Here is a 25,933-nt window from a genome sequence, read left to right as displayed (position 1 = left end):
GGCCAACTGCAAGCTAGAATCTAGGGATGGAAAGCCAAAAATCATCCTCAAATAGTCAATTTGTTATTGCCCCATCCATTTTGTCGGCTGACTTTGCCTGCCTTGGCAAGGAAGTTCAGGACGTTTTAGTGGCAGGCGCTGACTGGATTCACTTTGATGTGATGGATAACCACTATGTGCCCAACCTCACCATTGGCCCGTTGGTTTGTGAGGCGATTCGTCCTTATGCAAATAACGATGGCAAACCTGCGGTGATCGATGTGCATTTAATGATCGAGCCGGTAGATCGTATCGTCCCTGACTTTGCCAAAGCAGGTGCCAATTTAATTAGCTTTCATCCCGAAGCAAGCCCTCATGTCAACCGCACATTGAACTTGATTCGCGATCAAGGATGCCAAACGGGTCTCGTTTTGAATCCAGCTACACCACTGGATCATCTCGATCACACTCTGGAATTACTCGATCTGGTTTTGCTGATGTCAGTCAACCCAGGCTTTGGTGGCCAGTCATTTATTCCGAGCACCCTTAATAAAATTGCTCAAGTACGCACACGCCTCGATCGCTACCAGGCTGAAACTGGTAGACATATTCGTCTTGAGGTAGATGGTGGAATCAAAGTCGATAACATTGCAGAAGTAGCGCGAGCAGGCGCAGATACTTTTGTTGCAGGTTCTGCAATTTACGCACAAGAAAATTATGGAAAAGTAATTCAAGCAATGCGCACTGAATTAGGAAAGTCAGGAAAAGCATAATGCAGCTTGAAGAATTTAACGCCCTAGCAAAGCAGGGTTTCAATCGTATTCCCTTGGTCAAAGAAGTTCTGGCAGATCTAGAGACTCCGCTATCACTCTACGTCAAGCTGACTCAAGCGTTTGGCAAGACCAATACTTACTTATTGGAGTCTGTTTTAGGTGGCGAGCGTTTCGGCCGCTTCTCCTTTATTGGCCTGCCGGCCAGGACCATTGTCAGAACTGTTGGCACCCCTTCAATACCAGTCAACGAAGTAGTGACTGATGGAAAAGTAGTTGAGACAAATACTGATAATCCACTCGATTTTGTGGATGCTTATTTCAAGCGTTTTAAGGTGGCTTTACAAGCTGACATGCCCCGCTTTTGCGGTGGTCTTGCCGGCTACTTTGGTTATGACACCGTTCGCTATATCGAGTCACGTTTAGCCAAAAATCAACTAGCAGATGAATTAGGTGTACCTGATATTCAGCTCATGTTGACTGAAGAGTTGGCAGTGATTGATAACGTTGCTGGCAAAATTTATTTGATTGTTTATGCAGATCCGAGCATTGCTAATGCTTTTGAAAAAGCACAAGATCGCTTAAAAGAATTACTCGCCTGTCTTAGTAAGCCAGCAAATATGCCGGCATCTTTACCAAGCACTAAAACTGAACTCATTCGTAAATTCAAAGCAGCAGATTTTGAAAAGGCAGTGCTCAAAACTAAAGAATATATTTTGGCTGGCGATTGTATGCAGGTAGTCATCGGTCAGCGTATTAGCAAGCCATTTACGGACTCACCATTAGCTCTCTACAGAGCTTTGCGTTCGCTCAACCCATCGCCATACATGTACTTCTATGACTTTGGCGATATGCAAATTGTTGGCTCATCTCCTGAGATTTTGGTACGCCAAGAAAAACGGGCTGCCGAAAAGATTGTGACTATCAGGCCACTAGCCGGCACCCGTCCTCGCGGAGCCAATCCAGAAGAAGACGAGCGTTTAGCCAAAGAACTCTTGGCTGATCCCAAGGAAATTGCTGAACATGTGATGTTGATTGATTTAGCCCGTAATGACGTGGGCCGCATTGCCAAAACTGGCTCAGTCAAAGTTACTGACTCCATGTCTATTGAGAAGTACTCCCACGTTCAGCACATCGTGAGTTCAGTGGAGGGCCATCTTTTGGACAATATGAGCAATATGGATGTATTGCGAGCGACCTTCCCGGCTGGCACCCTATCAGGCGCGCCAAAAATTCGAGCGATGGAAATCATCGATGAGATGGAAATTGTGAAGCGTGGTGTTTATGGTGGTGCAGTAGGTTACCTGTCTTTCTCAGGTGATATGGACGTGGCCATTGCGATTCGTACCGGCGTGATCCGTGACGGCATACTCCACTCCCAGGCCGGTGCTGGGGTAGTGGCTGATTCTGATCCGACTGCTGAATGGAAAGAAACGGAAGCTAAGGCTCGCGCGGTATTGACGGCAGCAGATTTGGTACAAGGAGGACTTGATGCTCCTAATGATTGATAACTACGATTCTTTTACTTACAACCTCGTTCAATACTTTGCAGAACTTGGTGAAGAGGTGAAAGTATTCCGCAATGATGAAATTGCGGTGGAAGAGATTGCTAGACTGAATCCCGCGCGTATTTGTATCTCACCTGGGCCATGCAGCCCCTCTGAGGCAGGTATTTCAGTCGCAACCATCAAGCGTTACGCAGGTCAAATTCCGATCCTAGGGGTTTGCTTGGGGCACCAAGCTATCGGCGAAGCATTCGGCGGCAAAGTCATTCGCGCCCAAAAAGTCATGCATGGCAAGACCGACAGCATTCATCACACAGGTGTGGGTGTATTTAAGAATTTGCCAGATCCATTTAAGGTCACTCGCTATCACTCACTGGCTATTGAGAAAAGCTCTCTACCTGCAATGCTAGAAGTGACTGCCACTTCATCTGATGGTGAGATCATGGGTGTACGCCATAAAGAGCTCGCGGTTGAGGGTGTGCAATTTCACCCAGAGTCTATTCTCTCTGAGCACGGCCACGCCTTACTCAAGAATTTTTTACAAAACAAATAAACAGTCTGTCAACAGCGCCATGTCAATTACCCCGCAAGAAGCCCTCCAACGCTGCATTGAACATCGCGAACTCTTTCATGATGAAATGACAGCCATGATGCGGCTCATTATGAGCGGTGAAATGGCGCCAGAGTTAGTGGCAGGATTATTGGTTGCCTTACGCACTAAAAAAGAAACCGTTGGTGAGATCGCTGCTGCCGCACAAGTGATGCGAGAGTTTGCTACCTCAGTAAAGGTGGATGACCGCAAGCACTTGGTGGATGTGGTGGGCACAGGCGGTGATGGCGCTCACACCTTCAATATCTCAACTGCAGCGATGTTTGTGGCTGCCGGTGCAGGAGCAAAGATCGCTAAGCATGGTAATCGTAGCGTGAGCAGCAAATCAGGTAGCGCAGATGTATTAGAAGCGCTCGGCGTAAATCTAGCTCTTTCCGCCGAGCAAGTCGCCACGTGCATCTCAACGGTAGGCGCAGGCTTTATGTTTGCCCCTAACCATCATCCAGCAATGAAAAATGTTGTGCCTATTCGCAAGAAGCTCGGCGTCCGGACTATCTTCAACATCCTTGGCCCACTCACCAACCCCGCTGATGCCAAGCGAATTTTGATGGGTGTATTTCATGCTGACCTAGTTGGTATTCAGGCACGCGTATTACAAGCCCTGGGAATGGAGCACGCTCTCGTTGTGTATGGGCGAGACGGCCTAGATGAAATTTCCTTAGAGGGTCCAACTTTAGTTGGCGAACTTAAAGATGGCGTAGTGCGTGAATATGAAATTCATCCAAAAGATTTTGGTTTAAATACCGCGCCCACCAACAGCTTTAAAGTGGCTAATTCTGAAGAGTCCAAGCAGACAGTCTTGGATGTACTCGATGGCAAACCCGGGCCTGCAAGCGATATCGTCTGCCTTAATGCCGGCGCCACACTATATGTAGCCGGAGTAGCAAAAGACATTGCTAGCGGTATTGCCCTAGCTAAAGTAGCCATTACAACTGGAGCGGCACGTCAAAAGTTAGATGCTTTTGTTGTAGCAACCCAATCTCAATAATTGATTATTCATGAGTGATATCCTCGATAAAATTGTTGCCACTAAGAAGATAGAAGTGGCTAACTGTCTGCAGAAAATGTCGCTTGCCAATCAACGTGAGCAAGCTGAAGCCAATAATCATGATGCCCTTTTAAAGCCAAGAGGCTTTATTTCAGCTATTAAGAACAAGCTTTCTGCCGGCAAGGCAGGCGTTATTACTGAAATTAAAAAAGCCAGTCCAAGTAAAGGTATCTTGCGTGAAAACTTCATACCAGCGGACATTGCCCAGTCCTATGAAAAGCATGGTGCAGCCTGTTTATCAGTACTCACTGATGTGGATTATTTCCAAGGTTGCAATGCCTATCTGCAGCAAGCTCGTGCCGCCTGCAATATTCCTGTTTTGCGTAAAGATTTCACCATTGATCCGTATCAAGTCTATGAAGCTCGTGGGATTGGCGCCGACGCAATCCTGCTAATCGTGGCTTGTCTAGAATTAAATCAAATGAAAGAGCTTGAGGCTTGCGCTCATGAATTAGGTCTAGATGTTTTAGTCGAAGTTCACAATGCCCTAGAATTAGAGCAAGCACTAGAACTCAGAACACCTTTACTTGGCATTAACAATCGAAACCTCAAGACCTTTGAGGTAACACTGCAAACCACCCTCTCTCTAATGTCCATGGTTCCGGATAACAAAACCTTAGTAACAGAGTCTGGCATCTTGAGTCGCGCTGATGTAGAGCTCATGCGCAACAATCAAATCAATGCATTCTTGGTTGGGGAGGCATTTATGCGCGCCACAGATCCAGGGGCAGCCCTTAGTGAGCTGTTTTCCTAGTCTTACGCAGTAGATCTAGGCAGTATTTGATCAAAGAGATCAGCAGCAGTGAACCCAGCACATCGCCTATAAACATCACTACAAAGTGATTCACGCTACCCGTATCTTCCAGGGTCATCGTAGCGAACCACCACTGATGTAAGCCTGCGGAAAGCAAGGCATAAGTCAAAATACAAGCAATGAGTTTGGGGAAATTGAGATTACTTAGGTCTGACTCGAGGCGAAGATTGCTAAAAACAAAAAATCTAGCCAAATAAGGCGCAAACCCCGAAATTAATCCAACACCAATACACAGCGTTAAATCATGCGGGAAATCGCCGTAATAGCTAATTAAAAATGAGGCTACAGTAATTCCGATGGCGCCAGGTAAACCAAAAATCAAAGTCAGAAATAGGCGGAGGCCAGCAGGCAGATAAATCCAACTTACCCCTAAGCTAAAAGTGATATCACTTGTTAACCAGTTGTTGAAATAAAAAAGAAATGTGTACGCCAACGCACTAATGGCGCATCCAATAAACCACTCTGAAGAAATTGCAAATAATTTAGACATTGTTATTAGTATGGATTAATTTTTATTGATGCGCATCAATTGCTAAAATCAGACCAAGGGAATACACTAGTATTAGCCCAAAAGCTAATATAAATAAATATAAAATATGTCATCTACTAAACCGTCACCCTACATCAAGTTCCTCAACTTGATTGATGCTCTTGATCGAATCAACCCAGGCAAGAAGCTGGATTGCATCGAAGAGAGTTTGCTCGATAAGATTGTTTCTTGCGCCCATGCCAAGCAAGCAATTTTGGTTGGTGATTTGATCTCCATCTCAGACCTAGGCTCACAAGCTACCTTGCATGGTCGCCTCAAAAATCTCAGCGCCTTGGGCTATATCAAAATGGTTGCTAATGCTGATGGTCGTAAAAAAGAAGTATTGCCCACCAAGATTGCTCTAAAGCGCTATGAAGAAATTTCTAAATGTTTAGAGAAGGCAGCAAAAGCCTCTTAATCACTTAGCCCCACTACACAATAAAAAAGCCCTGAAAAGGGCTTTTTTATTGGACAAATAAGAATGCCTTAGACGTTAAACAAGAAGTTCAATACATCTCCATCTTTAACAACATACTCTTTACCTTCCGCGCGCATCTTACCGGCCTCCTTGGCACCAGACTCTCCTTTGAACTGCACAAAATCTTCGTAGGAGATTGTCTGAGCACGAATAAAGCCACGCTCAAAGTCTGTATGAATCACGCCGGCCGCTTGAGGTGCTGTATCGCCAACATGGATAGTCCAAGCGCGAACCTCTTTAACTCCAGCCGTGAAATAGGTTTGTAAACCAAGCAACGAATAACCCGCACGAATCACCCGATCTAAGCCTGGCTCTTCCATTCCTAAGTCAGCCAAAAATTCAATCTTGTCGGCCTCTTCTAAATCGGCGATTTCTGCTTCAATCGCAGCGCATACCGCAACGACTGGAGCGTTTTCTTTTGCGGCATGTTGCTTCACGGCCTCGAGATGTGGATTATTTGAGAAGCCATCTTCTTTGACGTTCGCAACATACATCGCGGGCTTAGCGGTAATCAAACACAACGGTTTAATCAATAATTTTTCATCATCATTGAGATTCAAACTGCGCACTGGCAGAGCAGAATCTAGATGAGTCTGAACTTTATTCAGAACGGCAACCAAAGCAGCAGCCTCTTTATCGTTGCCAGACTTAGCGGCCTTGCTTGAGCGATTCAGGGTTTTCTCAACCGTTGCCAGGTCCGATAAAGCCAATTCGGTGTCAATCACACCAATATCAGCAATGGGATCAATTTTCCCGGCGACGTGGATAACGTTGGGATCCTCGAAACACCGGACGACATGGGTAATAGCATCAGTTTCACGAATATTCGCTAAAAACTGATTGCCAAGACCTTCGCCTTTTGAGGCGCCAGCTACCAAACCAGCAATATCGACAAATTCGACTGCTGCAGGCAGAATGCGCTCAGGCTTTACGATCTCAGCCAAGGCGGCTAGGCGGGGGTCAGGAACCTCAACAACGCCCACATTAGGCTCAATCGTGCAGAAAGGATAGTTTTCCGCTGCGATCCCAGCCTTGGTAAGCGCATTAAAGAGGGTAGATTTGCCGACGTTAGGCAGGCCGACGATGCCACATTTCAAAGACATACCGTTATTGTAAAGGGGCTGGTTTCGATATCATCGAGTTATGTCAGAAGTTCACCCAAATAACGCATCTAAATCCCACGCCCAAATCCGCACAGTAGACGTTGTCGTGGTTGGCGGAGGCATTACTGGTAAGGCTTGCGCCCTAGGTCTAGCCCAGCTTGGGTTACAAACCATTGAAATTGCCCCCGATTTAGGACAAAACGTTGCAAGCCCGCAAGGCACTCAATGGGGCCAAAGAATCTACGCTTTTTCGCCTAGCACCCAAAAATTACTGGCTCATTTGCACATTTGGGATGCAATTGATCACAGCCGCCTGCAAGCAGTCCGAGATATGCGCATCTACGGTGATCGAGGCGAAAAGAGTGACCATCTCCATCTTTCTGCATTTGAAGCGGGCACTCCACAACTTGCTTGGATTGGAGAGGCCAATTTAATTGAGCACACCATCGATCAAGCTTCGCGCTTTCAGAACAAGTTAGAGCGCATTAATGATGTTGTCGAAAGAATGCAGGTTGATGCTGATGGAAGTACTCTGCATTTAAAAAATGGTGGGGGCATTCGTGCGCAACTCGTGATTGCAGCTGATGGCGCCAACTCACCAATACGCAATCAATTGGGTATTAGCGCGAGTGAAGAAAGTTATTCACAAAGTGCAGTAGTTGCCAATTGGCTGTGTGACTATCCCCATTTAGAAACTGCCTTTCAGTGGTTTTTACCAGGCGGCGATATCGTGGCCATGCTGCCCTTGCCAGGAAAACAAGTTTCAATGGTTTGGTCCACCTCCCCAGAACATGCAGCGGATTTATTAAAGCTAGACCAAGTGCAATGGCTGGATCAATTCTCTTCCATTGCTAATGGTGCAATTGCTAAACAATTGGGTGAATTGACCCTGAACTCAGTACCTGCAGCCTTCCCCTTAAGAAAGATTCGAGCCAAACGATTTATTGGGCCAGATTTCTCTCCTAAGGTCATACTCATTGGTGATGCTGCCCATGTCATGCATCCGCTGGCTGGGCAAGGCCTGAATCTAGGGCTGCGAGATGTTGCGGTATTGCTGAATATTTTGGGCAAGCGTGAATCCTTCCGTTCGCCTAGTGACTTAGTATTGCTTCGGCGCTATGAACGACAACGCCAAGGCGACACTAGCGCACTCTTATGGGTGACCGATAAACTTAAGAAATTATTTTCTGCAAGCAGTAGCACTGAACGCCAGCTCCGCAACTGGGGTTTAGGTCTCGTGAACAAAAGCCACTTTATAAAACAGCGCTTAATTGAACGCGCTTTAGGAGAAATTGATTTTGAATAAATTGTTATCTGCGATTGCATTTATTGGCGCCGCCCTGCTCTGCACTAGCCCACTTCACGCACAACAAGAACAGCAATTAAGGGCTGAGATCCAAAAGAAGTTGGGCGCCAATGCCAAAGTAAAAAGTGTTTCGCCAGCCCCAGTTTCTGGACTTTATGAAGTATTGGTCGGTAACGATATTTTTTATACCGACACCACTGGGAAGTACCTAATTCAAGGTGAGATCATTGAGCTCGCATCAGGTAAAAATATTACCGAGCAAAGGCAGACAGACCTAAACCGTATTAAATGGAGTGATTTAACACCTGCCAATGCGATTAAAAATGTTCGCGGCAATGGCAGTCGCCAGCTGGCAGTATTCTCCGACCCAAACTGTGGCTATTGCAAACGCCTAGAGAAGTCATTGCAACAACTAGATAACATCACGATCTATACCTACTTAATACCTATTCTGTCGCCAGACTCCACCCAAAAAGCAAAGCAAATTTGGTGCTCTTCTGATCCCTATAAAACATATATAGATTGGATGGTGAATGGCATCGCGCCTAGCGGTAAGGGAGAGTGCAGCACACCACTAGATAAGAATATGGCTTTCGCAAAGACCTATGGAATCACGGGCACGCCGACCTTATTCTTTACTGATGGCAGCCGTTTCCCTGGCGCAGTGCAAATTAACGATATCGAAAAGAAATTTAGCTCTCTGAAATAAATATCATGAACCATGCCGACTTACCTGCGATTCAATATACGGTCTGGCCGGCAGACCTCCACGGCCATCACTTTCGCGTCAAGCTGCATATTGCCAATCCCGACCCCGAAGGCCAGGTGCTACAAATGGCAGCCTGGATTCCAGGTAGTTATTTAATTCGTGATTTCAGTAAACATGTCGAATCAATTGAAGCGTTTTCAGTAGAGGGTGCCAAGAGAAAAATAGCACTCGAACGGATTGATAATGACCATTGGCGCTTACCGCCATGTAATGGTCCGATAGAGGTGCTCAGCACTGTTTATGCTTTTGATACTTCAGTACGTGCAGCGTATCTCGATACCGAACGCGCCTTCTTTAACGCCTCCAGCCTATGTCTAGCTGTCAAAGGGCAAGCGCATTTACCTTGCTCACTCGCCATCACCCCGCCGGAACTTGCCTTTGCTGACCACTGGACGGTTCAAACTACCTTGAGGGCAGCGAAGACAGATGAGCGTGGGTTTGGTTTTTATCTGGCACAAAATTATGATGATCTATTGGATCGCCCCGTGGCTATGGGCGAGTTCCAACTTGTGCACTGGAAATCGAATGGTGTAGCTCATCGCATGGCAGTACAGGGCTGCAATCATATTGTTGATGCCAAACGTCTTGCACAAGATTTACAAGCAATCTGTGCCAGCACCATTGACCTCTTTGAGCCAAAATCTAAACGCGCCCCTTTTAATGAATACCTTTTCTTAGTTAACGCGGCATTAAATGGCTATGGCGGCCTTGAGCATCGCAATAGCACTGCACTACTCTGTAGGCGCGATCAAATCCCCCAAGAAAATATTCTCTTTGAAGAATCTGCATATAGAGAATTCTTAGGCCTCTGTAGTCACGAGTATTTTCATGCATGGCTGGTTAAGCGTATTCAGCCAAAAGCCTTTCAACCGTATGATCTGGCTAAACGTAATCACACTCGCTTACTATGGGTGTTTGAGGGCTTCACCAGTTACTACGATGATCTTCAACTACTGCGTAGCAAGCGAATTGATCTTAAGACTTATCTCAAACTCGTTGCGGATAACTGGAACGGGATCTTGCGCGGTCCCGGGCGCCACAAGCAAAGCTTAGCTGACAGCTCTTTTGATGCCTGGACCAAGTATTACCAAGCGGATGAGAACACGCCAAATTCAGTTGTCAGCTACTACGGCAAAGGTGCCTTAGTTGCACTTGGTCTTGATTTACAGATTCGGGCATTCACTAAAAATAAACAGTCTCTAGACGACCTCATGCGCCTACTTTGGAATAAGCATGGCGTCACCTTGGATGGCATTACAGAAGACGGACTAGATGATTTGATTTTTGAATTGCTAGGAAATGGCTTTAGCAAGACCTGGAATGAAATGAAGGCCCGCTATATTTTTGGTACAGAAGATATTCCTCTGCAAAAATGGATTGGCTCAAATCTCATTTCTGTAAAAACAAAATCTCAATCTACGCTGGAAAAACTCAAGCTACAGTTTGGGATACGCCATACAGATGCCAATGGCTGGCTTAAGGTTACCCATGTGCTTGATAGCGGGATTGCTCAAGCAGCAGGCCTATCAGCTGGTGATTTACTAGCCAGTATTGATGGTCAGCGTGTCACTGGCGTCCGCTGGGACAGAATCTTAGGCAGTCTTTCTGAAAACTCCCATGCCCGCATTACTTTCTATCGCGATGATCTAGAGCATGAGCGCATGGTTTCAATGCAATCTGCCCAGCTACCTGTGCAATATGAACTGACACCCAAGAAAGATGTCTGATCGAAATTGAAAGCACTATTTTCAAAAGACGATATCCCAAAGGATTGGCAAGAATTACTAGGGAATTATTTCGAGTCAGCAGATTGGCGCTCACTAGAAAAAAATTTACAGACCGCTCTTGATGCTGAAATTGTTCGACCCGAGCCTCAGAACTTTTTTAAAGCTCTCAAACTTTGCCCCGTTGATTCAGTAAAGGTGGTGATCCTGGGCCAAGACCCTTATCACTCACCAGGGCTGGCTCAAGGACTAGCCTTTTCGATACCCGCTGAAATTGCAGTCAATTCACGAGAATTTCCCAGCTCACTACGCAATATCAGTAAAGCATTGGCATTAGAAGGTTTTGGGTCTTTACCAAATGGTGATCTTCACAATTGGGCCGAGCAAGGAGTGCTACTTCTCAATACTGCTTTGAGTGTCAAGCTGGGCGAGGCCGGCAGTCATACGGGTCTAGGATGGAAAAGCTTAATTGATCATTTGATCAGCGCTTTATCCAAAACAAGACCACATGTTGTCTGGATGCTATGGGGTGGTCATGCCCAATCTAAGCTGCCACTCATTGAAGGTGGTCAGAATCCTTTGATATTGCAATCCTCCCATCCATCTGGACTTGGCGTATACAAGACGAATAAGCCTTTTTTGGAGCCTGGAGGCAAGGCTAGTTGCAATCACTTCATTAAAGCCAATCAATGGCTGATTGAACAAAAGAGTGCGCCTATTCAGTGGGTGACGAACAATCGCGCTGACTTATTTAGCTAAAGCAGCAAAAACACACCCCACTGCGCAGGCAGCAAAAATAGCGCTGGCCCACTCGAGGATTTGCCCAGATTGGAAAAGATCCCAGTACTGCCCTGCATACGAGCTAGCCGCCGCCGCAATAGATCCTAGTAAGAAGGTCATCAGAATCCTGCCGGGATTGACCCCACCAGAAGCTCCGGGGTAAAAAATCCCGGCTGACACCCCAGAAACACCCCCAATCACCAGAAAAGCCAAAAACCCCATTGATACCCCCATTAATGCTGCCATCAAATCTATAATTGCCATTATGAAGTTGTTGACACTCGGCATCAATCATCACACAGCGCCGGTCGCCATTCGGGAAAAGGTCGCCTTTGACCCTGAATTTCTTCAAGAAGCGTTGCACGACCTTCGCCAACATTTAGTTGGCGCGAATCAGGCCGGGCTTCCCGAAGCCACAATTTTGTCAACCTGCAACCGCACTGAGGTCTACTGTGCCGCAAATGATGCCAGTGCCGCAGGTCTTTTGCATGAAGCTACTTTCGATTGGTTGGCCAAAACTCAACAGCTTGCCCCAAGCAGTCTTGAGCCTCACATTTACTCATTACCGCAATCAGATGCAGTGCGACACGCCTTCAGAGTTGCGTGCGGTTTAGACTCCATGGTGATTGGTGAGACACAAATCTTAGGCCAAATGAAAGATGCGGTTCGCACCGCAAATGATGCTGGCGTATTGGGAACCTATCTCAATCAACTATTTCAGAAAACATTTGCAGTCGCCAAAGAAGTACGCGGCTCTACTGAAATTGGCGCGCACTCTATTTCGATGGCTGCAGCATCTGTTCGTCTCTCAGAGCGCATCTTTGAAAAAATTGCAGATCAAAAGATTTTGTTCATTGGTGCCGGTGAGATGATTACTTTATGCGCAACGCATTTTGTTGCGCGCAAACCGAAGAATGTGGCGATTGCTAACCGCACGATAGAGCGCGGTCAAGAGCTCGCAGACTCCATTTCCTCGCAAGACGTTGAAGCTGAATCCTTTAAGCTCTCGGAGCTCCCAGGGCGCCTACATGAGTTCGACATTATTGTTTCTAGCACTGCCTCATCATTACCCATCATTGGCCTGGGCATGGTGGAGAGCGCTCTAAAACAGCGTCGCCACAAGCCGATGGTCATGATTGATTTAGCAGTGCCGCGAGATTTTGAACCTGAAATCTCCAGACTAGATGACATCTATCTTTACACCGTTGATGATTTAGGATTAATGATTCAGACTGGCGCCAGCTTACGTCAAGCAGCAGTTGGCCAAGCTGAAGCGATCATCGAAGATCGTGTTGGTAACTTTATGCATTGGATGCAAGGTCGTAATGCAGTTCCACTGATTCAGGATATTCAGCAGCAAGGTGAACGTTTGCGTCAACTTGAACTCGAGCGGGCGATGAAGCGCTTGATGCGTGGCGATGATCCACAAGAAGTTCTCAATGCCATGGCACAAGGTCTAACTAATAAATTTCTGCATGGCTCACTCCATGCACTGCAACACTCTAATGGCGCTGAGCGTGACGCCTTGATTAAGTTGTTACCCAAACTATTCGCCTCGCATTCCAAGCCAGAAGACCATTAGATGAAGCCCAGTATGCGGGCTAAGCTAGACCACCTAGACACGCGCTTAGCCGAACTTAACTCCTTATTAACCTCCGAAGATGCAACCAAAGATATGGATGCTTATCGGAAGCTCACACGTGAACATTCAGATATTGCTACCGTAGTAGAGCAGTTTGGCCTCTACAAGCAAGCTGAGGCAGACGCCCAAGCGGCAGAGGAAATGCGCAAAGATCCTGAAATGAAGGACTTTGCTGATGATGAGCAGAAGCAGGCTTTAGCTACGATGGAAGAGCTTGCAGGCAAATTACAAAAGCTCTTACTTCCTAAAGATGAAAATGATGATCGTAACGTTTTCTTGGAGATTCGTGCGGGCACTGGTGGTGACGAGAGCGCACTCTTTGCTGGTGATCTACTTCGCATGTACAGCCGCTTTGCTGAACGCCAAGGCTGGAAAGTAGAAATGGTGAGTGCTGCTGAATCTGATTTAGGTGGTTACAAAGAAGTTGTTCTTCGCCTTGTCGGTCAGTCTGTTTACTCACGTCTTAAGTTTGAATCTGGTGGCCATCGTGTGCAGCGCGTACCGCAAACAGAAACGCAGGGTCGTATTCATACATCAGCCTGCACTGTGGCAGTCATGCCAGAAGCAGACGAACTTGAGGCGGTCAAAATTAATCCCGCCGAGTTGCGTATCGATACCTTCCGCGCTTCAGGTGCCGGCGGTCAGCATATTAATAAAACAGATTCTGCCGTGCGTATTACTCACTTACCTACCGGCACTGTAGTTGAATGCCAAGATGATCGTAGTCAGCACCGTAATCGCGAACAAGCCATGAAGGTATTGGTTTCCCGCATCATGGATGCTAGAGAGCGTGAGAAACATCAACTTGAGGCGCAAACCAGGAAGTCGCTGGTTGGGTCGGGCGATCGCAGCGACCGCATTCGTACCTATAACTTTCCGCAAGGTCGTATTACCGACCACCGCATCAATCTCACACTTTATAAAATTGATGCCATGATGGATGGTGACATCGACGATCTTTGCAATGCTCTAGCATCTGAACATCAGGCAGAGTTACTTGCTGCCCTTGGTGATAGTTAAGCGATCACGAAATCTGTGAATCAGGATTTGAGCCTACGCTCACTATTGAGTAATTCAGTACTTGCCCCTGCTGAGGCAAAAATTCTGATGGCTTATGTCCTTGAAAAGTATTACCAACTTCCACGCTCTGCTCTGCTATCACGCGATGATTTGGTGCTCAACGCTAAGGCGCTTGAAGAGTGGAAAATGCTTGAATCCAAGAGAATACAGGGCGAGCCGATCGCCTACCTGATTGGCAAAAGAGGCTTTCACAATATTGAGCTTTATGTTGCTCCTGGGGTGCTGATACCGCGCCCCGAAACTGAGCTCTTAGTAGAAATTGGTTTGCGTGAAATCACACGTTTGAATGCTCCGACCAATATTTTGGATTTAGGGACGGGCTCGGGTGCCATAGCTTTAGCCATTGCGCATGAAGCCCCAGACGCGCAACTTACAGCGACTGATCAAGCCATAGAAGCCCTAGATATTGCCAAAATAAATGCCAAGCTCTTAAATATGGAGTCTCGAGTACAGTTTTTTCAGGGAAGCTGGTATGAGGCGATAGAAGCCAGCGCTTCTTATGATGTCATTTTGAGTAATCCACCCTACATAACATCCCAAGATTCACACCTAAGCCAGGGTGACTTGCGCTTTGAGCCAATTTCCGCCCTAACTGATCATGGCAACGGACTCACCTGCTTAGAAAGCATTATTTCAGGCGCCAAACACCATCTAAATCCCAATGGCCTGCTAGCGGTTGAGCATGGCTTTAACCAGTCAGAAGCAGTTGTAGCCCTCATGCAGCAAGCGGGTTTTCAGGATGTACAAGCACATCTGGATTTAGGCGGCCATTACCGGGTTGCCTCGGGCAGAAAATAGGTTGAAATAACCTTTTTTCACATTAAGTCTTAAAATCAATAAAACCTTATTTTCAAACCGTCTTTGCAATAAGACTGCCGCAGTAGATACTTAGTAGAAAGAATATATATGGACTCACAAGCTCAAATTAAAGAAATCGTTACTAGCCACCCAGTGGTGTTGTTCATGAAGGGAACTGCGCAGTTTCCACAATGCGGTTTTTCTGGAAATGCCATCAACATCTTGCGTGCTAGTGGTGTTGAAAATCTTCACACAGTAAATGTCTTAGAAGATGCCGGTATTCGTCAAGGCATTAAAGAGTTTGCAAATTGGCCAACGATTCCCCAGCTTTATATCAATGGTGAATTTATTGGTGGCTCTGACATCATGACCGAAATGTTCCAGTCCGGCGAACTCCAAAAACTCGTTAAAGCTTAATCAAGAATTTCGTTGAGACTTTGACTCTGTGACTTTTGATTTAAGCTCTCTTCTATTATTTGGCCTGCCATTTGGAGTTTGTGCAGGCCTTTTAGTTTATGCGTTAAACCTGCGCTCTACCCTTGCTCGCGTTGAGCTGCAAGCTCAAACAGAGCTTGCCCTAGGGCTTAGCTTGCGTACCGAGCGTGACCAAGCACTACAAAATGCGATTCGCCTTGAAGCGGAGCTGGACTCTGAACGCAAACAAGGTCTAGGCAGAATTGAATCACTTAATGAAGCTAAAGAGGCTTTGACAAATCAGTTCAAAAATTTAGCCAATGAGATCCTGGAAGACAAGTCTAAGCGCTTTACCGAACAAAATGCAGCGAGTCTAGATGCTCTATTAAAACCCCTGCAAACCAAACTCACTGAATTTAAAGAGCAAGTCAGCACTTCTTATGGCAATGAAGCTCGTGAGCGCCATGCGCTCAAAAGTGAAATCGAGCGTTTGGCCAATCTCAATCTGCGCATGTCAGATGAAACACGTTCTTTAACCCAAGCATTAAAGGGCGATTCTAAGGTTCAAGGCAATTGGGGTGAGCTGGTACTGGAATCCATCCTCGAGTCCTCTGGCCTTCGCAAGGGTGAAGAGTATCTTGTGCAAGACAGCCACACCCAAGCTGATGGCTCGCGCCTACAGCCTGACGTCGTGATTAAACTGCCTGAGGGCAGAAGTCTGGTTGTAGATAGCAAGGTATCGATTACAGCCTATGCCCGTCATGCTGAAACTACAGACCCTATAGTTGCTGAGCAAGAGTTGACTGCGCATATCCAATCGCTGCGTCAGCATATTCAAGGCCTTTCAGGAAAGAACTATAGCTCGCTTTATGGAGTGGGTTCAGTAGACTTTGTTTTAATGTTTGTACCTATAGAACCCGCATTCTTACTAGCATTAAAAACCGCACCCAACTTATATCAAGAAGCTCTGGCAAAAAATATTGTGTTGGTCTGCCCAAGCACTCTTATGGCCACGCTGCGAACAGTTGCCCATCTATGGCGACAGGATCATCAAAATCGTAATGCATTAGAAATTGCGAAACAATGTGGCAATTTATACGATAAGTTTGTAGGCTTTGTAGATGACTTAGAGAAGCTTGGCCAGCGATTAGATCAAGCGCAAACCAGCTACCACGATGCATTCAATAAACTAAAAACCGGCAAGGGCAACCTCATCCGCTCTGCTGAAAAGGTGCGGGAACTAGGCGTGAAGCCCAGTAAGAATTTATCTCCGCCCCTGATTGAGTCCTCTGCAGATTTTGAATAATTTAGATAACTAAAAACCCCGCCCAGTTTGCACTAGGCGGGGTTTTTAGTTTTAAATCTATTACTTAATACTTAATTAATTCTTAATCAATTAAGCAGCTTTACGGCTACGTGATGCAGGTGTAGCAGCTTTCTTAACTTGAGCGATTTGACCTTGTACAGTTTCGATTGCTTGATCAGCAGTTTTTTCTGCGGTGGCAAAAGCTTCTTTGCTTGCAGCGCGGAATTGCTCAAAACCTTGCAATGCGCTACCGTATACAGTCTTGAATGAAGACAAGAAAGTTTCTGAACCGGCAGGTGCATTAGCGGCAACAGTATTGATCCAATCTTGGAAACCATCTTGCAACTGGTCGATGCTTGCATCAACTACGTTTACAAATTCTTTATTACTATCGCGCAATACTTTGCTAACTTTCTTTTGGTAAGCAACAGCTTGGTTGCCAGCAGATTGCAAAGTTTCAGCATTTAACATCTCAGTAACTTGCTTAGGATCTTTAGCTGTCAATACTTGTTGAATACCGTCTTGAGCATTAACCAAAACATCTTTGGAAGCAGCGTAGTTCAGTTCAGCCAATTTTTGAGCATTTTCCAAAGCAGCTTCGCTCAAAGAAAATGTAGCCTCGAGGCCTTTGCTGTTAATTTGGGACAATTTAGCGGTGATTTGATCTTGGTTCATGTATTTCTCCAGAAATTAAGTGGTACAACTTGTCAATTAAGCACACGATTTAAGAGATGGAAAACTGTAGATACCTTAAATATTGCACTGCACCATCAAACTGTAACTGAAGGGATAGGGCAAATCAAGAGGTTTTTGCTGCTGTGCAACAAATATATTCCAGAAATATAATAAACTCAATAAAATCAATAAGTTAATGTCAAATCAGAATTCCCATTCATATCGAAAAGTCGCTATTGCAGCCTGTTTTGGAACCTTTTTAGAGTGGTATGACTTCCTGACATTTGCAACGCTGGCAGTGGTTTTTGCACCGCTCTTCTTTCCCTCAGCAGACCCCAATACAGCCCTTTTAGCGAGCCTAGCGACTTTTGGCGTTGGAATGGTAGTCAGACCTATTGGAGCAGCCTTATTTGGCTCTATGGGCGATCGGATCGGCCGTAAACCCGTCTTTATGATCACCATTGCCCTAATGGGGCTGGCAACCGTGAGCGTCGGCTTTTTACCTACTTATGCCCAAGTAGGTATTTGGGCGCCCATCCTGTTGGTTGCCCTACGCTTGCTTCAAGGGCTCTCTGCCGGCGGTGAAATCGGCGGTAGTGCCGTCTACCTCACCGAACATGCCGGTGCCGAGCACAGGGGATTTAAGACTAGCTTCCTCCAACTCATGGGTCCTCTTGGCATTCTGTTTTCCACCCTGCAAATTGCATTGCTTAGAGGCCAGTTATCGCCAGAAGAATTTCAATCTTGGGGTTGGCGTGTGCCATTTTGGATTTCGATTGCGCTTTTGCTAATCGCCTTTAAAGCAAGGATGGCTCTAGAAGAAACACCTGTGTTTTTAGAGCTCACCAAAGAGAGCAAGAAAATTGACAGCCCTTTAATGAGTAATTTTCGGAATCCCGAGACTCGCAAGAGAATGTTCTTACTATTCTTTTGCATTTCATCTGGTGGCGCCGTTCTTTTTTTCTGCGTACAGATTTATGCGGCAATCTTTTTAAAAACATCTGTTAAATTGGCACCCCAAATCGTCGACCAACTCAGCCTGTATTCAACGCTCTGTCTATTGCCGCTCACTGTGTTTGCGGGTTGGCTCTCTGATAAGGTGGGGCGCAAGGCTGTTGTCGTTAGTGGTCTCATTTTTGGTGCCGCCATTACGATTCCAGCATTTAATGCGCTTCAATATTTAGGCAATACTTATCAACAGACAAGTGATAATGAGACTCTTCTGCTCATTAGTGCAATTCTTGCATGCCTATCTCTTGCTTTGGCATTAGTAATCGGTCCACAAACAGCGTTGTTGGCAGAATTGTTTCCAGCCAAGTCGCGCAATAGTGCTGCAACGCTTCCTCATAATTTAGCGGCCGGCTGGATTGGTGGTCTACTACCCCTGATTGTCACTTGGTTAAATCAACAATGGGGAACGGCTACGGCTGGCCTTTGGTATCCAACTATTTTTTTGGCAAGCGCAGGGGTTGCGGCGCTCTTTTACTTACCGGAAACCAAAAGGGTTGATCTCAACACTTAAAGTTCCGTGCTCCTCTTTTGTGCCAGATCATTCAAATCAAGCCTTACACGCGCAATGACATCATCCCAATTGCCCGGCTGTTTTTGTTGATAGATTTTTGCTGTTGGATACCAGGGGCTATCCTCTCTGCCTCTTAACCAGCGCCAGCAAGAATCGTAGCGATTAAGAATCCATACCGGCTTACCAAGTGCGCCAGCCAAATGTGCTGAAGAGGTATCTACTGAAATGATCAGATCCAAGCACCCCATAAGAGCGGCTGTATCTGCGAAGTCATTGAGTAAATGAACGCAATTTATCAGTTCAGGCCAAACTTGATCTTTTCTGGCGGCTAATTCCGATTCGGCAGGATCGCCTTTTTGCAAGCTAATGAACTCCACGCCAGGAACATCTTTCAACGCTACAAATTGATCCAATTCAATATTGCGGCGCTTATTAACACCCCAAAGCATGGGGGCACCCGTTCGAAACCCGCCATTCCAGATAACGCCAACTTTTAAGTTGCCAGCGTTTGGAAGTAATTTCTCAAACGCCTCCTTCTTTGACTGTTCGTAATTTAAATATGGAATTTCACACGGAATCGAGCCTAGAGTAGTTCCAAACACTAAGGGTAAGCTTAGTAAAGGTGACTGATAGTTAAACTTAATTAATGGCATCTCAAGATTATCGACAAGATGGCAATGCGCTCTTAAAGACTTAAAGCAACCCAAAAGTGGCTGAGGAACTAAAAAGGTAACGTGTGCGCCCAATTCGCTTAGCGGCTGGATATACCTACAAAACTGCAAGCTATCTCCAAGGCCTTGTTCCGCCCAAATCAGAATTTCTTTTCCCGCAATATTACTAAGACTCTCCAGCCTTGGAATATCGGCAAAACGAAGCGAGACGGGGTTTGACTTAAACCATCTAGACTCATAATTCTGCCAACCATTTTGAAAATCACCATTCGGCAATTGAGATAATGCCTTATGCCAATAAGCATCAATGTATTGAGGGCTAATTGCAGTTGATTTGTCATAATGCTCCATGGCCTCCCCATACCGGTTAAGTAGGCCCAGAGCATTGCCCTTATTGCTATAGGCTTCAGCATAGTCAGGTTGCAACCGTATTGCATTGTCATACCAAAGGAGCGCCTCTTCATAACGATGCAGCTCTTGAAGTGCATTACCTTTATTGTTGTAGGCTTCAGCATAGTCAGGCGCCAATGAGATTGCTTTATCCAAGGCTATGATAGCTTCTTCATGTCGGAATAATTCCTTGAGAATATTGCCGCGATTGCTATAGGCTACCCCATTTGTAGGCGACAATTCAATCGACTCATCAATCAATGCAAGTGCATTGATAAAGTCATATTCAAGAGCAGCAATGACGCTTAAAAGTCTAATAATTTCTGAATTGGCTTTATCTAAATTGCGCGCCTTTACAAGCAATATCTTTGCATGGTCTAGCTGACCCTCATGAATATGACGTATAGAATTTTTGAAAAGGATTTGCGCCTCATAATTCATTCAAATTAGACCCCCACCCAACAAGGATAATTTGTGTCTAAGAAACCCAAACCTGAATCAAAATATGGTTTGCCTGTATAACCCGCAAATCCTGAGAGTAGCGGCCTTAATGCTTTTGCTTGCGGCACATTTTCATTAAGAGCAATGAAACTTAAATGCTCAACACATGTTTTGCTGTCATCGGAACCAAGATAGGCAGGAACTAATATTTCCTCACAAAATCTTCTTGAGGTATAAAAAAATCTCATGTCAGCCCAGGCCTGTAATCCATCTCCCTCTCCAAGATATCGCCAAAAAATATTTTGTATATTATTTTGCATTATTAGCTCGAATATTGTCTCAAAATTACGGCAGTAAACCTTTCCAGTGCACTTAAAAAAGTTGTTTGCCGTTTTTAAAAAATTAGAGTTATTCAGTGCAAATTGAATTAGCAGGCCCTCCCCGTATCCCTTGCCTTTAGCTTTGACCAAATTATCATCTTGGGTATAAGCTATTAGCTCAACATCTACATCCATCTGCTTTAAAAGCACAATTTCTTCATTGGTAAGCAACTGCCCGCCAGTTGCATCAGCTATAACAATTTTTTTTATTCCATGGGCAGCCCAAAAAAAAGCTGCCGCTTTTGCAGTTAAAAGACGTGCAGCAGCATTAGTCATCTTCAAGAATGGAACATTCTTTGGGGGCGTATTTGCAGTTGTAATCAAAACAATGGAGCTCAATTTGTATTCTTTCTGTTATGCAGATCGATTCCTAAATCTATGCCTAATATTCTAGCTCCAATTATTTTGATAAAACTCCACCCAAGAAGGCAGACTTATTCCTACGAAAATAATGAGAGAACTTGAGAGCAATTACCAAAATTCAGGGCAACGTATATTCTTACGTTGATACTTAATCGTAAGCAAAGAAAAAGCTCACTAGCAGTTAAGCAGTGAGCCTTATATTTATTGGTGCCCCTTGTCCGACTCGAACAGACCACCTACTGATTACAAATCAGTTGCTCTACCAGATGAGCTAAAGGGGCAACGGTTGATATTTTATCCTATTTCACAATCGTCAAGGATGGTCTTGTGGTTTTGGGCTTTTCAGGGGCGCCATCGGTCGAGTCAGCAATATGTAGATCTCGGGCCTGGGCAGGATCAAACGGGAAAGACATCCCTTGACCATTTTCCCTGGCGTAGATTGCTAGAACATGGGTGACTGGGACCATGATCTTTCTTGGAATTCCACCAAATCGCGCTTGGAAGCTTATCCAATCGTTTTCTATCGCAAGCTGATGGCATGCCTCCAGGGAAAGATTCAGAACGATCTCATCGTTCTTCACAAATTCCATAGGCACCTCTACCCTGGCATCAACAAAAACCGCTATGAAGGGCGTAAAACCAAAATCCGTGCACCACTGATGTAGGGCACGGATTAGATACGGTTTATTACTTGGAATGTCAGACATGCCGACGAGTCATGTACCGCTAAAAATGCTTAGCGGCGCATTACCTTCTCAGAAGGAGTCAAAGCCTCGATGTACGCAGGTCTGCTAAAAATGCGCTCAGCATATTTCAGCAAAGCCGCTGCATTGCGAGACAGATCAATGCCGTAATGCTCAAGACGCCACAACAATGGCGCAATCGCTACGTCCAGCATAGAGAACTCATCGCCCAACATGTATTTGTTTTTAACAAAAATCGGTGCCAACTGAGTCAAACGATCACGAATCGCTAAACGTGCTTTTTCATGAGTCTTTTCAGCAGCTTTACCTTTTTCATTTTCCAAAGCGGCTACGTGCACAAACAATTCTTTCTCAAAATTGAAGAGGAAGAGGCGTGCGCGTGCGCGTGCTACTGGATCAGGTGGCATTAATTGTGGGTGAGGAAAACGCTCATCAATATATTCATTGATGATATTTGACTCGTACAAAATTAAATCACGCTCAACCAAGATAGGTACTTGGCCGTAAGGATTCATTACTGAAATATCTTCAGGCTTATTAAACAAGTCGACATCGCGGATTTCAAAATCCATGCCTTTTTCAAAAAGCACCAAACGGCAGCGTTGCGAGAATGGGCAGTTAGTACCCGAGTACAACACCATCATAAATTTATTTCCTTAAATTTCTACTTCGATACAACAAACGCACATTAGCGTTAAATCTTTTTACTAATGAGTCCTAAGCTCAGGACCCATCAAATTCAATTAGTGAATATCTTTCCAATAGGCCTTATTCAAACGCCAAGCCAACAGGGTAAAGATTGCCAAGAACAAGAGCACCACTACACCAAGACGCTTACGCTCTAACTGAACTGGCTCAGCCATCCATGACATGAAAGCAACTAAGTCGGCGATATTGTCGTCATACTCTTGTGTGCTCATTTTGCCGGGAGTTAACTGCTCAAAGCCAACAAAGACTTCTTCTGTTCTGCTTGGGTCATGTGGGTCTTTGTGCTCTTCAAACTTGGCAGCACGCTCACCTTGCAACTGCCAGAGAACGTGTGGCATACCGACTTTAGGGTAGACCAAATTATTCCAACCAGTTTGTGTCGTGTCGTCTTTGTAGAAAGTGCGGAAGTAGGTATAAAGCCAGTCCGCTCCACGAGCACGCGCCTCAACTGATAAGTCAGGCGGAGTCTTACCAAACCAAGCCTTAGCTTCTTTTGGTGTCATCGAGATGGTCATCAAATCACCCACTTTGGCATCAGTCAAAATGAGGTTGTCTTTGATTTGTTGATCGGTCAAGCCAATGTCGCGCAAACGGTTGTAACGCATGCTTGCCGCTGCATGGCAGTTCAAGCAGTAGTTCACAAATATCTTTGCACCGTTTTGCAATGAGGCATTGTTACTAACGCGATTAGGGGCTTGATCTAAAGGAAAGCCACCTTCATTTGCATTGGCATTGACGCCAAAGCTCAGGGCCGCAACCAATACTGTTGCTTGGCAGACGCCCATCAAAGTTTGCAGAATTTGTTTCATACTAATTCCTAATTTCTCTTTGCCAGTATCTCAGGCGTGAATTAATGGGACTTAAAAGTAACGCGTGTTGGAACTGGCTTAAATTTACCAAGCGTGCTCCAGAACGGCATTCCTAAGAAGAAGCCCAGATAATAAATAGTGCATACCTGAGAAATCTTTTCAAACACTGGTGATGGTGGCTGAATACCCAAGTAACCCAAGATCACAAAGCTCACTACAAATACGCCATAAATATACTTATGGAAATCTGGGCGATAGCGAATAGATTTCACGGGCGAGTGATCAAGCCAAGGCAAGAAGAACATGATCACAACAGAACCGCCCATGATCACAACACCCCAGAACTTAGCATCAAACAAGTAGAAGCCAGCCGCCAATACCAAAGCGATTGCAGCGCATGCGCCCTTCACCTTGAGATTTTTACTCTTCAGAGCAAACATTCCGAGAATGACTGCCAAGAAAATCCATAAAGGCAGCAAGAAGTTCGTTGTAGTGGCACGCAACATTGAGTAGAACGGAGTGAAATACCAAACAGGGGCAATGTGCGGAGGTGTTTGGAATGGGTTCGCAGGAACGAAGTTGTTTGCCTCAAGGAAGTAACCGCCCATCTCTGGTGCAAAGAACACAATACATGCAAACACCATCAGAAATCCACCCAAATACATTACGTCATGCACGCTGTAATAAGGATGGAATGGGATGCCATCAACTGGATGGCCATTCGCATCTAAGTTCTCTTTAATTTCAACGCCATCTGGGTTGTTTGAACCCACTTCATGCAGAGCCAAAATATGGGCTGCAACCAAGCCAACCAATACCAATGGAATTGCAATGACGTGGAATGCGAAGAAACGATTGAGGGTTGCATCACCCACAACATAGTCGCCACGCAACCATAAAGATAGATCTGGGCCAATGAATGGAATTGCGGAGAACAAGTTCACAATCACTTGAGCGCCCCAATAGGACATTTGACCCCATGGGAGCAAGTAACCGAAGAATGCTTCACCCATCAAACACAAGAAAATTGCGCAACCGAAGATCCAAATGAGTTCACGCGGCTTGCGATAAGAGCCGTAGATCAAACCACGGAACATATGCATATAAACCACCACAAAGAACATAGAGGCGCCAGTGGAGTGCATATAGCGAATCACCCAGCCCCACGGAACTTCACGCATGATGTATTCAACCGACTCGAAAGCCTTTGCAGCATCAGGCTTGTAGTTCATGGTTAAGAAAATACCGGTCAGTATCTGATTTACTAAAACTACGATAGCTAATGCGCCAAAAATGTAGAAGAAATTTAAATTCTTTGGCGCGTAATACTCGCTCATGTGACGCTTAAATGCTTCTGTTACGGGTAGACGTGAGTCAACCCAAGCCATTAACTTTTGGGCTGCGGAGGCGTCTGCTGGGACTTGTTTTTCTTGGAATGCCATTTATCTCTCCTTAGGCCTTCTTGTCTTCGCCAACCAGAATCTTGGTGTCGCTCAAATACATGTGTGGCGGCACTTCAAGGTTATCTGGGGCTGGTTTGTTCTTAAATACACGGCCTGCCATATCGAATGTAGAACCATGGCATGGGCAAAGGAAGCCGCCTGGCCAAGTGTTTGGCAGGGATGGCTGAGGACCAGCCTCAAACTTAGCATTAGGAGAGCATCCCAAGTGGGTGCAAATACCAACCACTACCAGGTACTCAGGCTTGATAGAGCGCCACTGATTCTGGGCATAAGGAGGCGTGAATTGGGATGGGTCACGCAATGAATTCGGATCAGCCAATTCGCTATCAATTTTGGACAACTCAGCAACTTGCTCAGGTGTACGACGAACGACCCAAACAGGCTTACCGCGCCACTCCACCATTCTCATTTCATCTGGCTGCATACCAGAGATATCGATTTCAACAGCAGCTCCAGCGGCTTTTGCGCGCTCAGAAGGCTCAAAACTGTCTACAAAAGGGTAAAGGGCTGCGGCTGCACCTACGCCACCAACCGCCGATGTGGCGATCAACCAGTTACGGCGATCCTTGTCCATACAGGGCTTGTCACTCATTTACAAAATTCCTAAAAAGGGTATTTATGGGTGGAAATTGCTTAAAGGTAGGATTTTAAAGTAAAAAGTGGGGTAAGCAAGAAAGTTATGGGGTTAATCTCGGGTTAAACGGGATCTAAATTAAAAGGAAGGCATTTATGAGCGTTTTAAAGGAGTTTCGGGACTTTGCCGTCAAGGGCAATGTGATCGATTTGGCGGTGGGCGTCATTATTGGCGGCGCCTTTGGGAAAATCGTAGATTCCCTGGTAAATGACATCGTTATGCCTGTTATTTCAACCCTTTTGGGAGGTCATATCGACTTTACCAACCTATTTATCGTCCTAGGACATGTCCCAGAGGGGGTACCTAGAACATTTGATGCCCTCAAAAAGGCAGGGGTACCGATTTTTGCCTACGGAAACTTCATCACCATCTCCATCAATTTCATCCTTTTAGCCTTTGTCATCTTCCAAATGGTCAAAGTAGTTAATAAGATTCGTTTGATGGATGCTCCCCCTCCCCCACCTGTGCCAGAGGATGTAGTGCTGCTCCGCGAAATTCGTGACAGTCTAAAAAAATAA

The 25,933-nt window shown here is 45.5% G+C and carries 28 protein-coding genes and 1 tRNA gene; 17 read left to right on the top strand and 12 right to left on the bottom strand.

All coding sequences use genetic code 11. The features are described 5' to 3' along the window. The first annotated feature begins 26 nt into the window (after nt 1-26). Genes rpe through trpC form a run of 5 tightly spaced genes read left to right on the top strand, consistent with a single transcriptional unit; the run spans nt 27 to nt 4,666 of the window. Nucleotides 27-752 carry a ribulose-phosphate 3-epimerase gene (gene rpe / locus C2755_RS00835; protein WP_215321346.1) on the top strand — a complete coding sequence of 242 codons (726 nt, stop codon included), beginning with the start codon at nt 27-29 and terminating at the stop codon, nt 750-752. Continuing rightward, nucleotides 752-2,257: an anthranilate synthase component I gene (gene trpE / locus C2755_RS00830; RefSeq protein WP_215321345.1), complete on the top strand. Its 1,506-nt coding sequence runs from the start codon at nt 752-754 to the stop codon at nt 2,255-2,257. Before rpe ends, trpE begins: the two co-directional genes overlap by 1 nt. After that, nucleotides 2,241-2,807, top strand: a complete 567-nt coding sequence (locus tag C2755_RS00825) for an aminodeoxychorismate/anthranilate synthase component II (RefSeq protein ID WP_215321344.1) — start codon at nt 2,241-2,243, stop codon at nt 2,805-2,807. The genes trpE and C2755_RS00825 overlap by 17 nt, the downstream gene beginning before the upstream one ends. A 19-nt stretch (nt 2,808-2,826) precedes the next feature. Then, nucleotides 2,827-3,852 carry an anthranilate phosphoribosyltransferase gene (gene trpD / locus C2755_RS00820; protein WP_215321343.1) on the top strand — a complete coding sequence of 342 codons (1,026 nt, stop codon included), beginning with the start codon at nt 2,827-2,829 and terminating at the stop codon, nt 3,850-3,852. Nucleotides 3,853-3,862: 10 nt separating this feature from the next. Next, nucleotides 3,863-4,666: an indole-3-glycerol phosphate synthase TrpC gene (gene trpC / locus C2755_RS00815; protein WP_215321342.1), complete on the top strand. Its 804-nt coding sequence runs from the start codon at nt 3,863-3,865 to the stop codon at nt 4,664-4,666. On the opposite strand, the gene C2755_RS00810 is transcribed toward trpC, so the two are convergent. After that, a complete protein-coding gene (locus tag C2755_RS00810; RefSeq protein WP_215321341.1) occupies nt 4,647-5,216 on the bottom strand; it encodes a hypothetical protein in 570 nt (189 codons plus the stop codon). The genes trpC and C2755_RS00810 overlap by 20 nt on opposite strands. Nucleotides 5,217-5,322: 106 nt before the next feature. Here C2755_RS00810 and C2755_RS00805 point away from each other — a divergent pair, with 106 nt between their 5' ends. Beyond that, the gene (locus C2755_RS00805; protein WP_215321340.1) at nt 5,323-5,673 is read left to right on the top strand and encodes a hypothetical protein; all 351 of its coding nucleotides are present in this window, start codon (nt 5,323-5,325) and stop codon (nt 5,671-5,673) included. Nucleotides 5,674-5,741: 68 nt separating this feature from the next. On the opposite strand, the gene ychF is transcribed toward C2755_RS00805, so the two are convergent. Further along, nucleotides 5,742-6,836, bottom strand: a complete 1,095-nt coding sequence (gene ychF, locus C2755_RS00800; protein ID WP_215321339.1) for a redox-regulated ATPase YchF — start codon at nt 6,834-6,836, stop codon at nt 5,742-5,744. Nucleotides 6,837-6,876: 40 nt separating this feature from the next. On the opposite strand from ychF, the gene C2755_RS00795 reads away from it, so the two are divergent. From C2755_RS00795 to C2755_RS00780, 4 genes are read left to right on the top strand one after another with little or no spacing between them, the layout of a single operon-like run. Beyond that, entirely contained in the window at nt 6,877-8,142 is a 1,266-nt protein-coding gene (locus C2755_RS00795) for an FAD-dependent monooxygenase (protein ID WP_215321338.1), read from the top strand. Continuing rightward, the gene (locus C2755_RS00790) at nt 8,135-8,851 is read left to right on the top strand and encodes a DsbC family protein (RefSeq protein WP_215321337.1); all 717 of its coding nucleotides are present in this window, start codon (nt 8,135-8,137) and stop codon (nt 8,849-8,851) included. Before C2755_RS00795 ends, C2755_RS00790 begins: the two co-directional genes overlap by 8 nt. A 5-nt stretch (nt 8,852-8,856) precedes the next feature. Beyond that, nucleotides 8,857-10,638: a M61 family metallopeptidase gene (locus C2755_RS00785; protein WP_215321336.1), complete on the top strand. Its 1,782-nt coding sequence runs from the start codon at nt 8,857-8,859 to the stop codon at nt 10,636-10,638. 6 nt (nt 10,639-10,644) lie between these two features. Further along, nucleotides 10,645-11,394, top strand: coding sequence for a uracil-DNA glycosylase (locus tag C2755_RS00780; protein ID WP_215321335.1), 750 nt, complete (start codon nt 10,645-10,647; stop codon nt 11,392-11,394). Here the strand turns inward: C2755_RS00780 and C2755_RS00775 are convergent. Next, a complete protein-coding gene (locus tag C2755_RS00775; protein ID WP_251368493.1) occupies nt 11,383-11,679 on the bottom strand; it encodes a hypothetical protein in 297 nt (98 codons plus the stop codon). The two genes, C2755_RS00780 and C2755_RS00775, sit on opposite strands and share 12 nt — an antisense overlap. A gap of 1 nt (nt 11,680) precedes the next feature. Between C2755_RS00775 and hemA the strand changes: the two genes are divergently transcribed. The 5 genes from hemA (at nt 11,681) to C2755_RS00750 (ending at nt 16,655) form a co-directional block, all read left to right on the top strand. Beyond that, nucleotides 11,681-12,997 carry a glutamyl-tRNA reductase gene (hemA, locus tag C2755_RS00770; protein WP_215321334.1) on the top strand — a complete coding sequence of 439 codons (1,317 nt, stop codon included), beginning with the start codon at nt 11,681-11,683 and terminating at the stop codon, nt 12,995-12,997. Beyond that, the gene (gene prfA / locus C2755_RS00765; protein WP_215321333.1) at nt 12,998-14,077 is read left to right on the top strand and encodes a peptide chain release factor 1; all 1,080 of its coding nucleotides are present in this window, start codon (nt 12,998-13,000) and stop codon (nt 14,075-14,077) included. It begins immediately after the preceding gene. Between the two features lie 27 nt (nt 14,078-14,104). Next, nucleotides 14,105-14,935: a peptide chain release factor N(5)-glutamine methyltransferase gene (gene prmC / locus C2755_RS00760; protein ID WP_251368492.1), complete on the top strand. Its 831-nt coding sequence runs from the start codon at nt 14,105-14,107 to the stop codon at nt 14,933-14,935. A 108-nt stretch (nt 14,936-15,043) separates the two neighbouring features. Next, nucleotides 15,044-15,352, top strand: a complete 309-nt coding sequence (gene grxD, locus C2755_RS00755; RefSeq protein WP_072583421.1) for a Grx4 family monothiol glutaredoxin — start codon at nt 15,044-15,046, stop codon at nt 15,350-15,352. 28 nt (nt 15,353-15,380) lie between these two features. Beyond that, nucleotides 15,381-16,655, top strand: a complete 1,275-nt coding sequence (locus tag C2755_RS00750) for a DNA recombination protein RmuC (protein ID WP_215321331.1) — start codon at nt 15,381-15,383, stop codon at nt 16,653-16,655. Nucleotides 16,656-16,745: 90 nt separating this feature from the next. Here the strand turns inward: C2755_RS00750 and C2755_RS00745 are convergent, their stop codons facing one another. Next, nucleotides 16,746-17,330 carry a phasin family protein gene (locus C2755_RS00745; RefSeq protein ID WP_215321330.1) on the bottom strand — a complete coding sequence of 195 codons (585 nt, stop codon included), beginning with the start codon at nt 17,328-17,330 and terminating at the stop codon, nt 16,746-16,748. A gap of 196 nt (nt 17,331-17,526) precedes the next feature. Here C2755_RS00745 and C2755_RS00740 point away from each other — a divergent pair, with 196 nt between their 5' ends. Further along, nucleotides 17,527-18,852, top strand: a complete 1,326-nt coding sequence (locus C2755_RS00740; RefSeq protein ID WP_215321329.1) for an MFS transporter — start codon at nt 17,527-17,529, stop codon at nt 18,850-18,852. On the opposite strand, the gene C2755_RS00735 is transcribed toward C2755_RS00740, so the two are convergent. From C2755_RS00735 to petA, 8 genes are all read right to left on the bottom strand, one after another. Further along, the gene (locus C2755_RS00735) at nt 18,849-20,354 is read right to left on the bottom strand and encodes a tetratricopeptide repeat protein (protein WP_215321328.1); all 1,506 of its coding nucleotides are present in this window, start codon (nt 20,352-20,354) and stop codon (nt 18,849-18,851) included. The genes C2755_RS00740 and C2755_RS00735 overlap by 4 nt on opposite strands. A gap of 5 nt (nt 20,355-20,359) precedes the next feature. Next, nucleotides 20,360-21,073, bottom strand: coding sequence for a hypothetical protein (locus C2755_RS00730; RefSeq protein ID WP_215321327.1), 714 nt, complete (start codon nt 21,071-21,073; stop codon nt 20,360-20,362). Between the two features lie 229 nt (nt 21,074-21,302). Further along, nucleotides 21,303-21,378: transfer RNA gene (locus C2755_RS00725), tRNA-Thr, on the bottom strand. Nucleotides 21,379-21,396: 18 nt separating this feature from the next. Then, nucleotides 21,397-21,804: a ClpXP protease specificity-enhancing factor gene (locus C2755_RS00720; protein WP_215321326.1), complete on the bottom strand. Its 408-nt coding sequence runs from the start codon at nt 21,802-21,804 to the stop codon at nt 21,397-21,399. Nucleotides 21,805-21,833: 29 nt separating this feature from the next. Then, entirely contained in the window at nt 21,834-22,445 is a 612-nt protein-coding gene (locus C2755_RS00715) for a glutathione S-transferase N-terminal domain-containing protein (protein WP_028819209.1), read from the bottom strand. A 99-nt stretch (nt 22,446-22,544) separates the two neighbouring features. Then, complete coding sequence (locus tag C2755_RS00710; protein ID WP_371816837.1) at nt 22,545-23,318, bottom strand: cytochrome c1; 774 nt, start codon at nt 23,316-23,318, stop codon at nt 22,545-22,547. Nucleotides 23,319-23,359: 41 nt separating this feature from the next. Continuing rightward, nucleotides 23,360-24,760: a cytochrome bc complex cytochrome b subunit gene (locus C2755_RS00705; RefSeq protein ID WP_215321325.1), complete on the bottom strand. Its 1,401-nt coding sequence runs from the start codon at nt 24,758-24,760 to the stop codon at nt 23,360-23,362. Between the two features lie 10 nt (nt 24,761-24,770). Beyond that, nucleotides 24,771-25,373 (bottom strand): ubiquinol-cytochrome c reductase iron-sulfur subunit, encoded by a 603-nt coding sequence (gene petA / locus C2755_RS00700; RefSeq protein WP_072584012.1) that lies wholly within the window; start codon nt 25,371-25,373, stop codon nt 24,771-24,773. Nucleotides 25,374-25,510: 137 nt separating this feature from the next. Here petA and mscL point away from each other — a divergent pair, with 137 nt between their 5' ends. Then, nucleotides 25,511-25,933: a large conductance mechanosensitive channel protein MscL gene (mscL, locus tag C2755_RS00695; protein ID WP_215321324.1), complete on the top strand. Its 423-nt coding sequence runs from the start codon at nt 25,511-25,513 to the stop codon at nt 25,931-25,933.

Origin of the sequence: Polynucleobacter sp. MWH-S4W17, assembly GCF_018687535.1 — a bacterium.
In the GTDB taxonomy this organism is placed as follows: Bacteria; Pseudomonadota; Gammaproteobacteria; order Burkholderiales; family Burkholderiaceae; genus Polynucleobacter.
The sequence above is the reverse complement of the archived record's forward strand: the minus strand, read 5'-3'. Positions and strand labels throughout refer to the sequence as shown.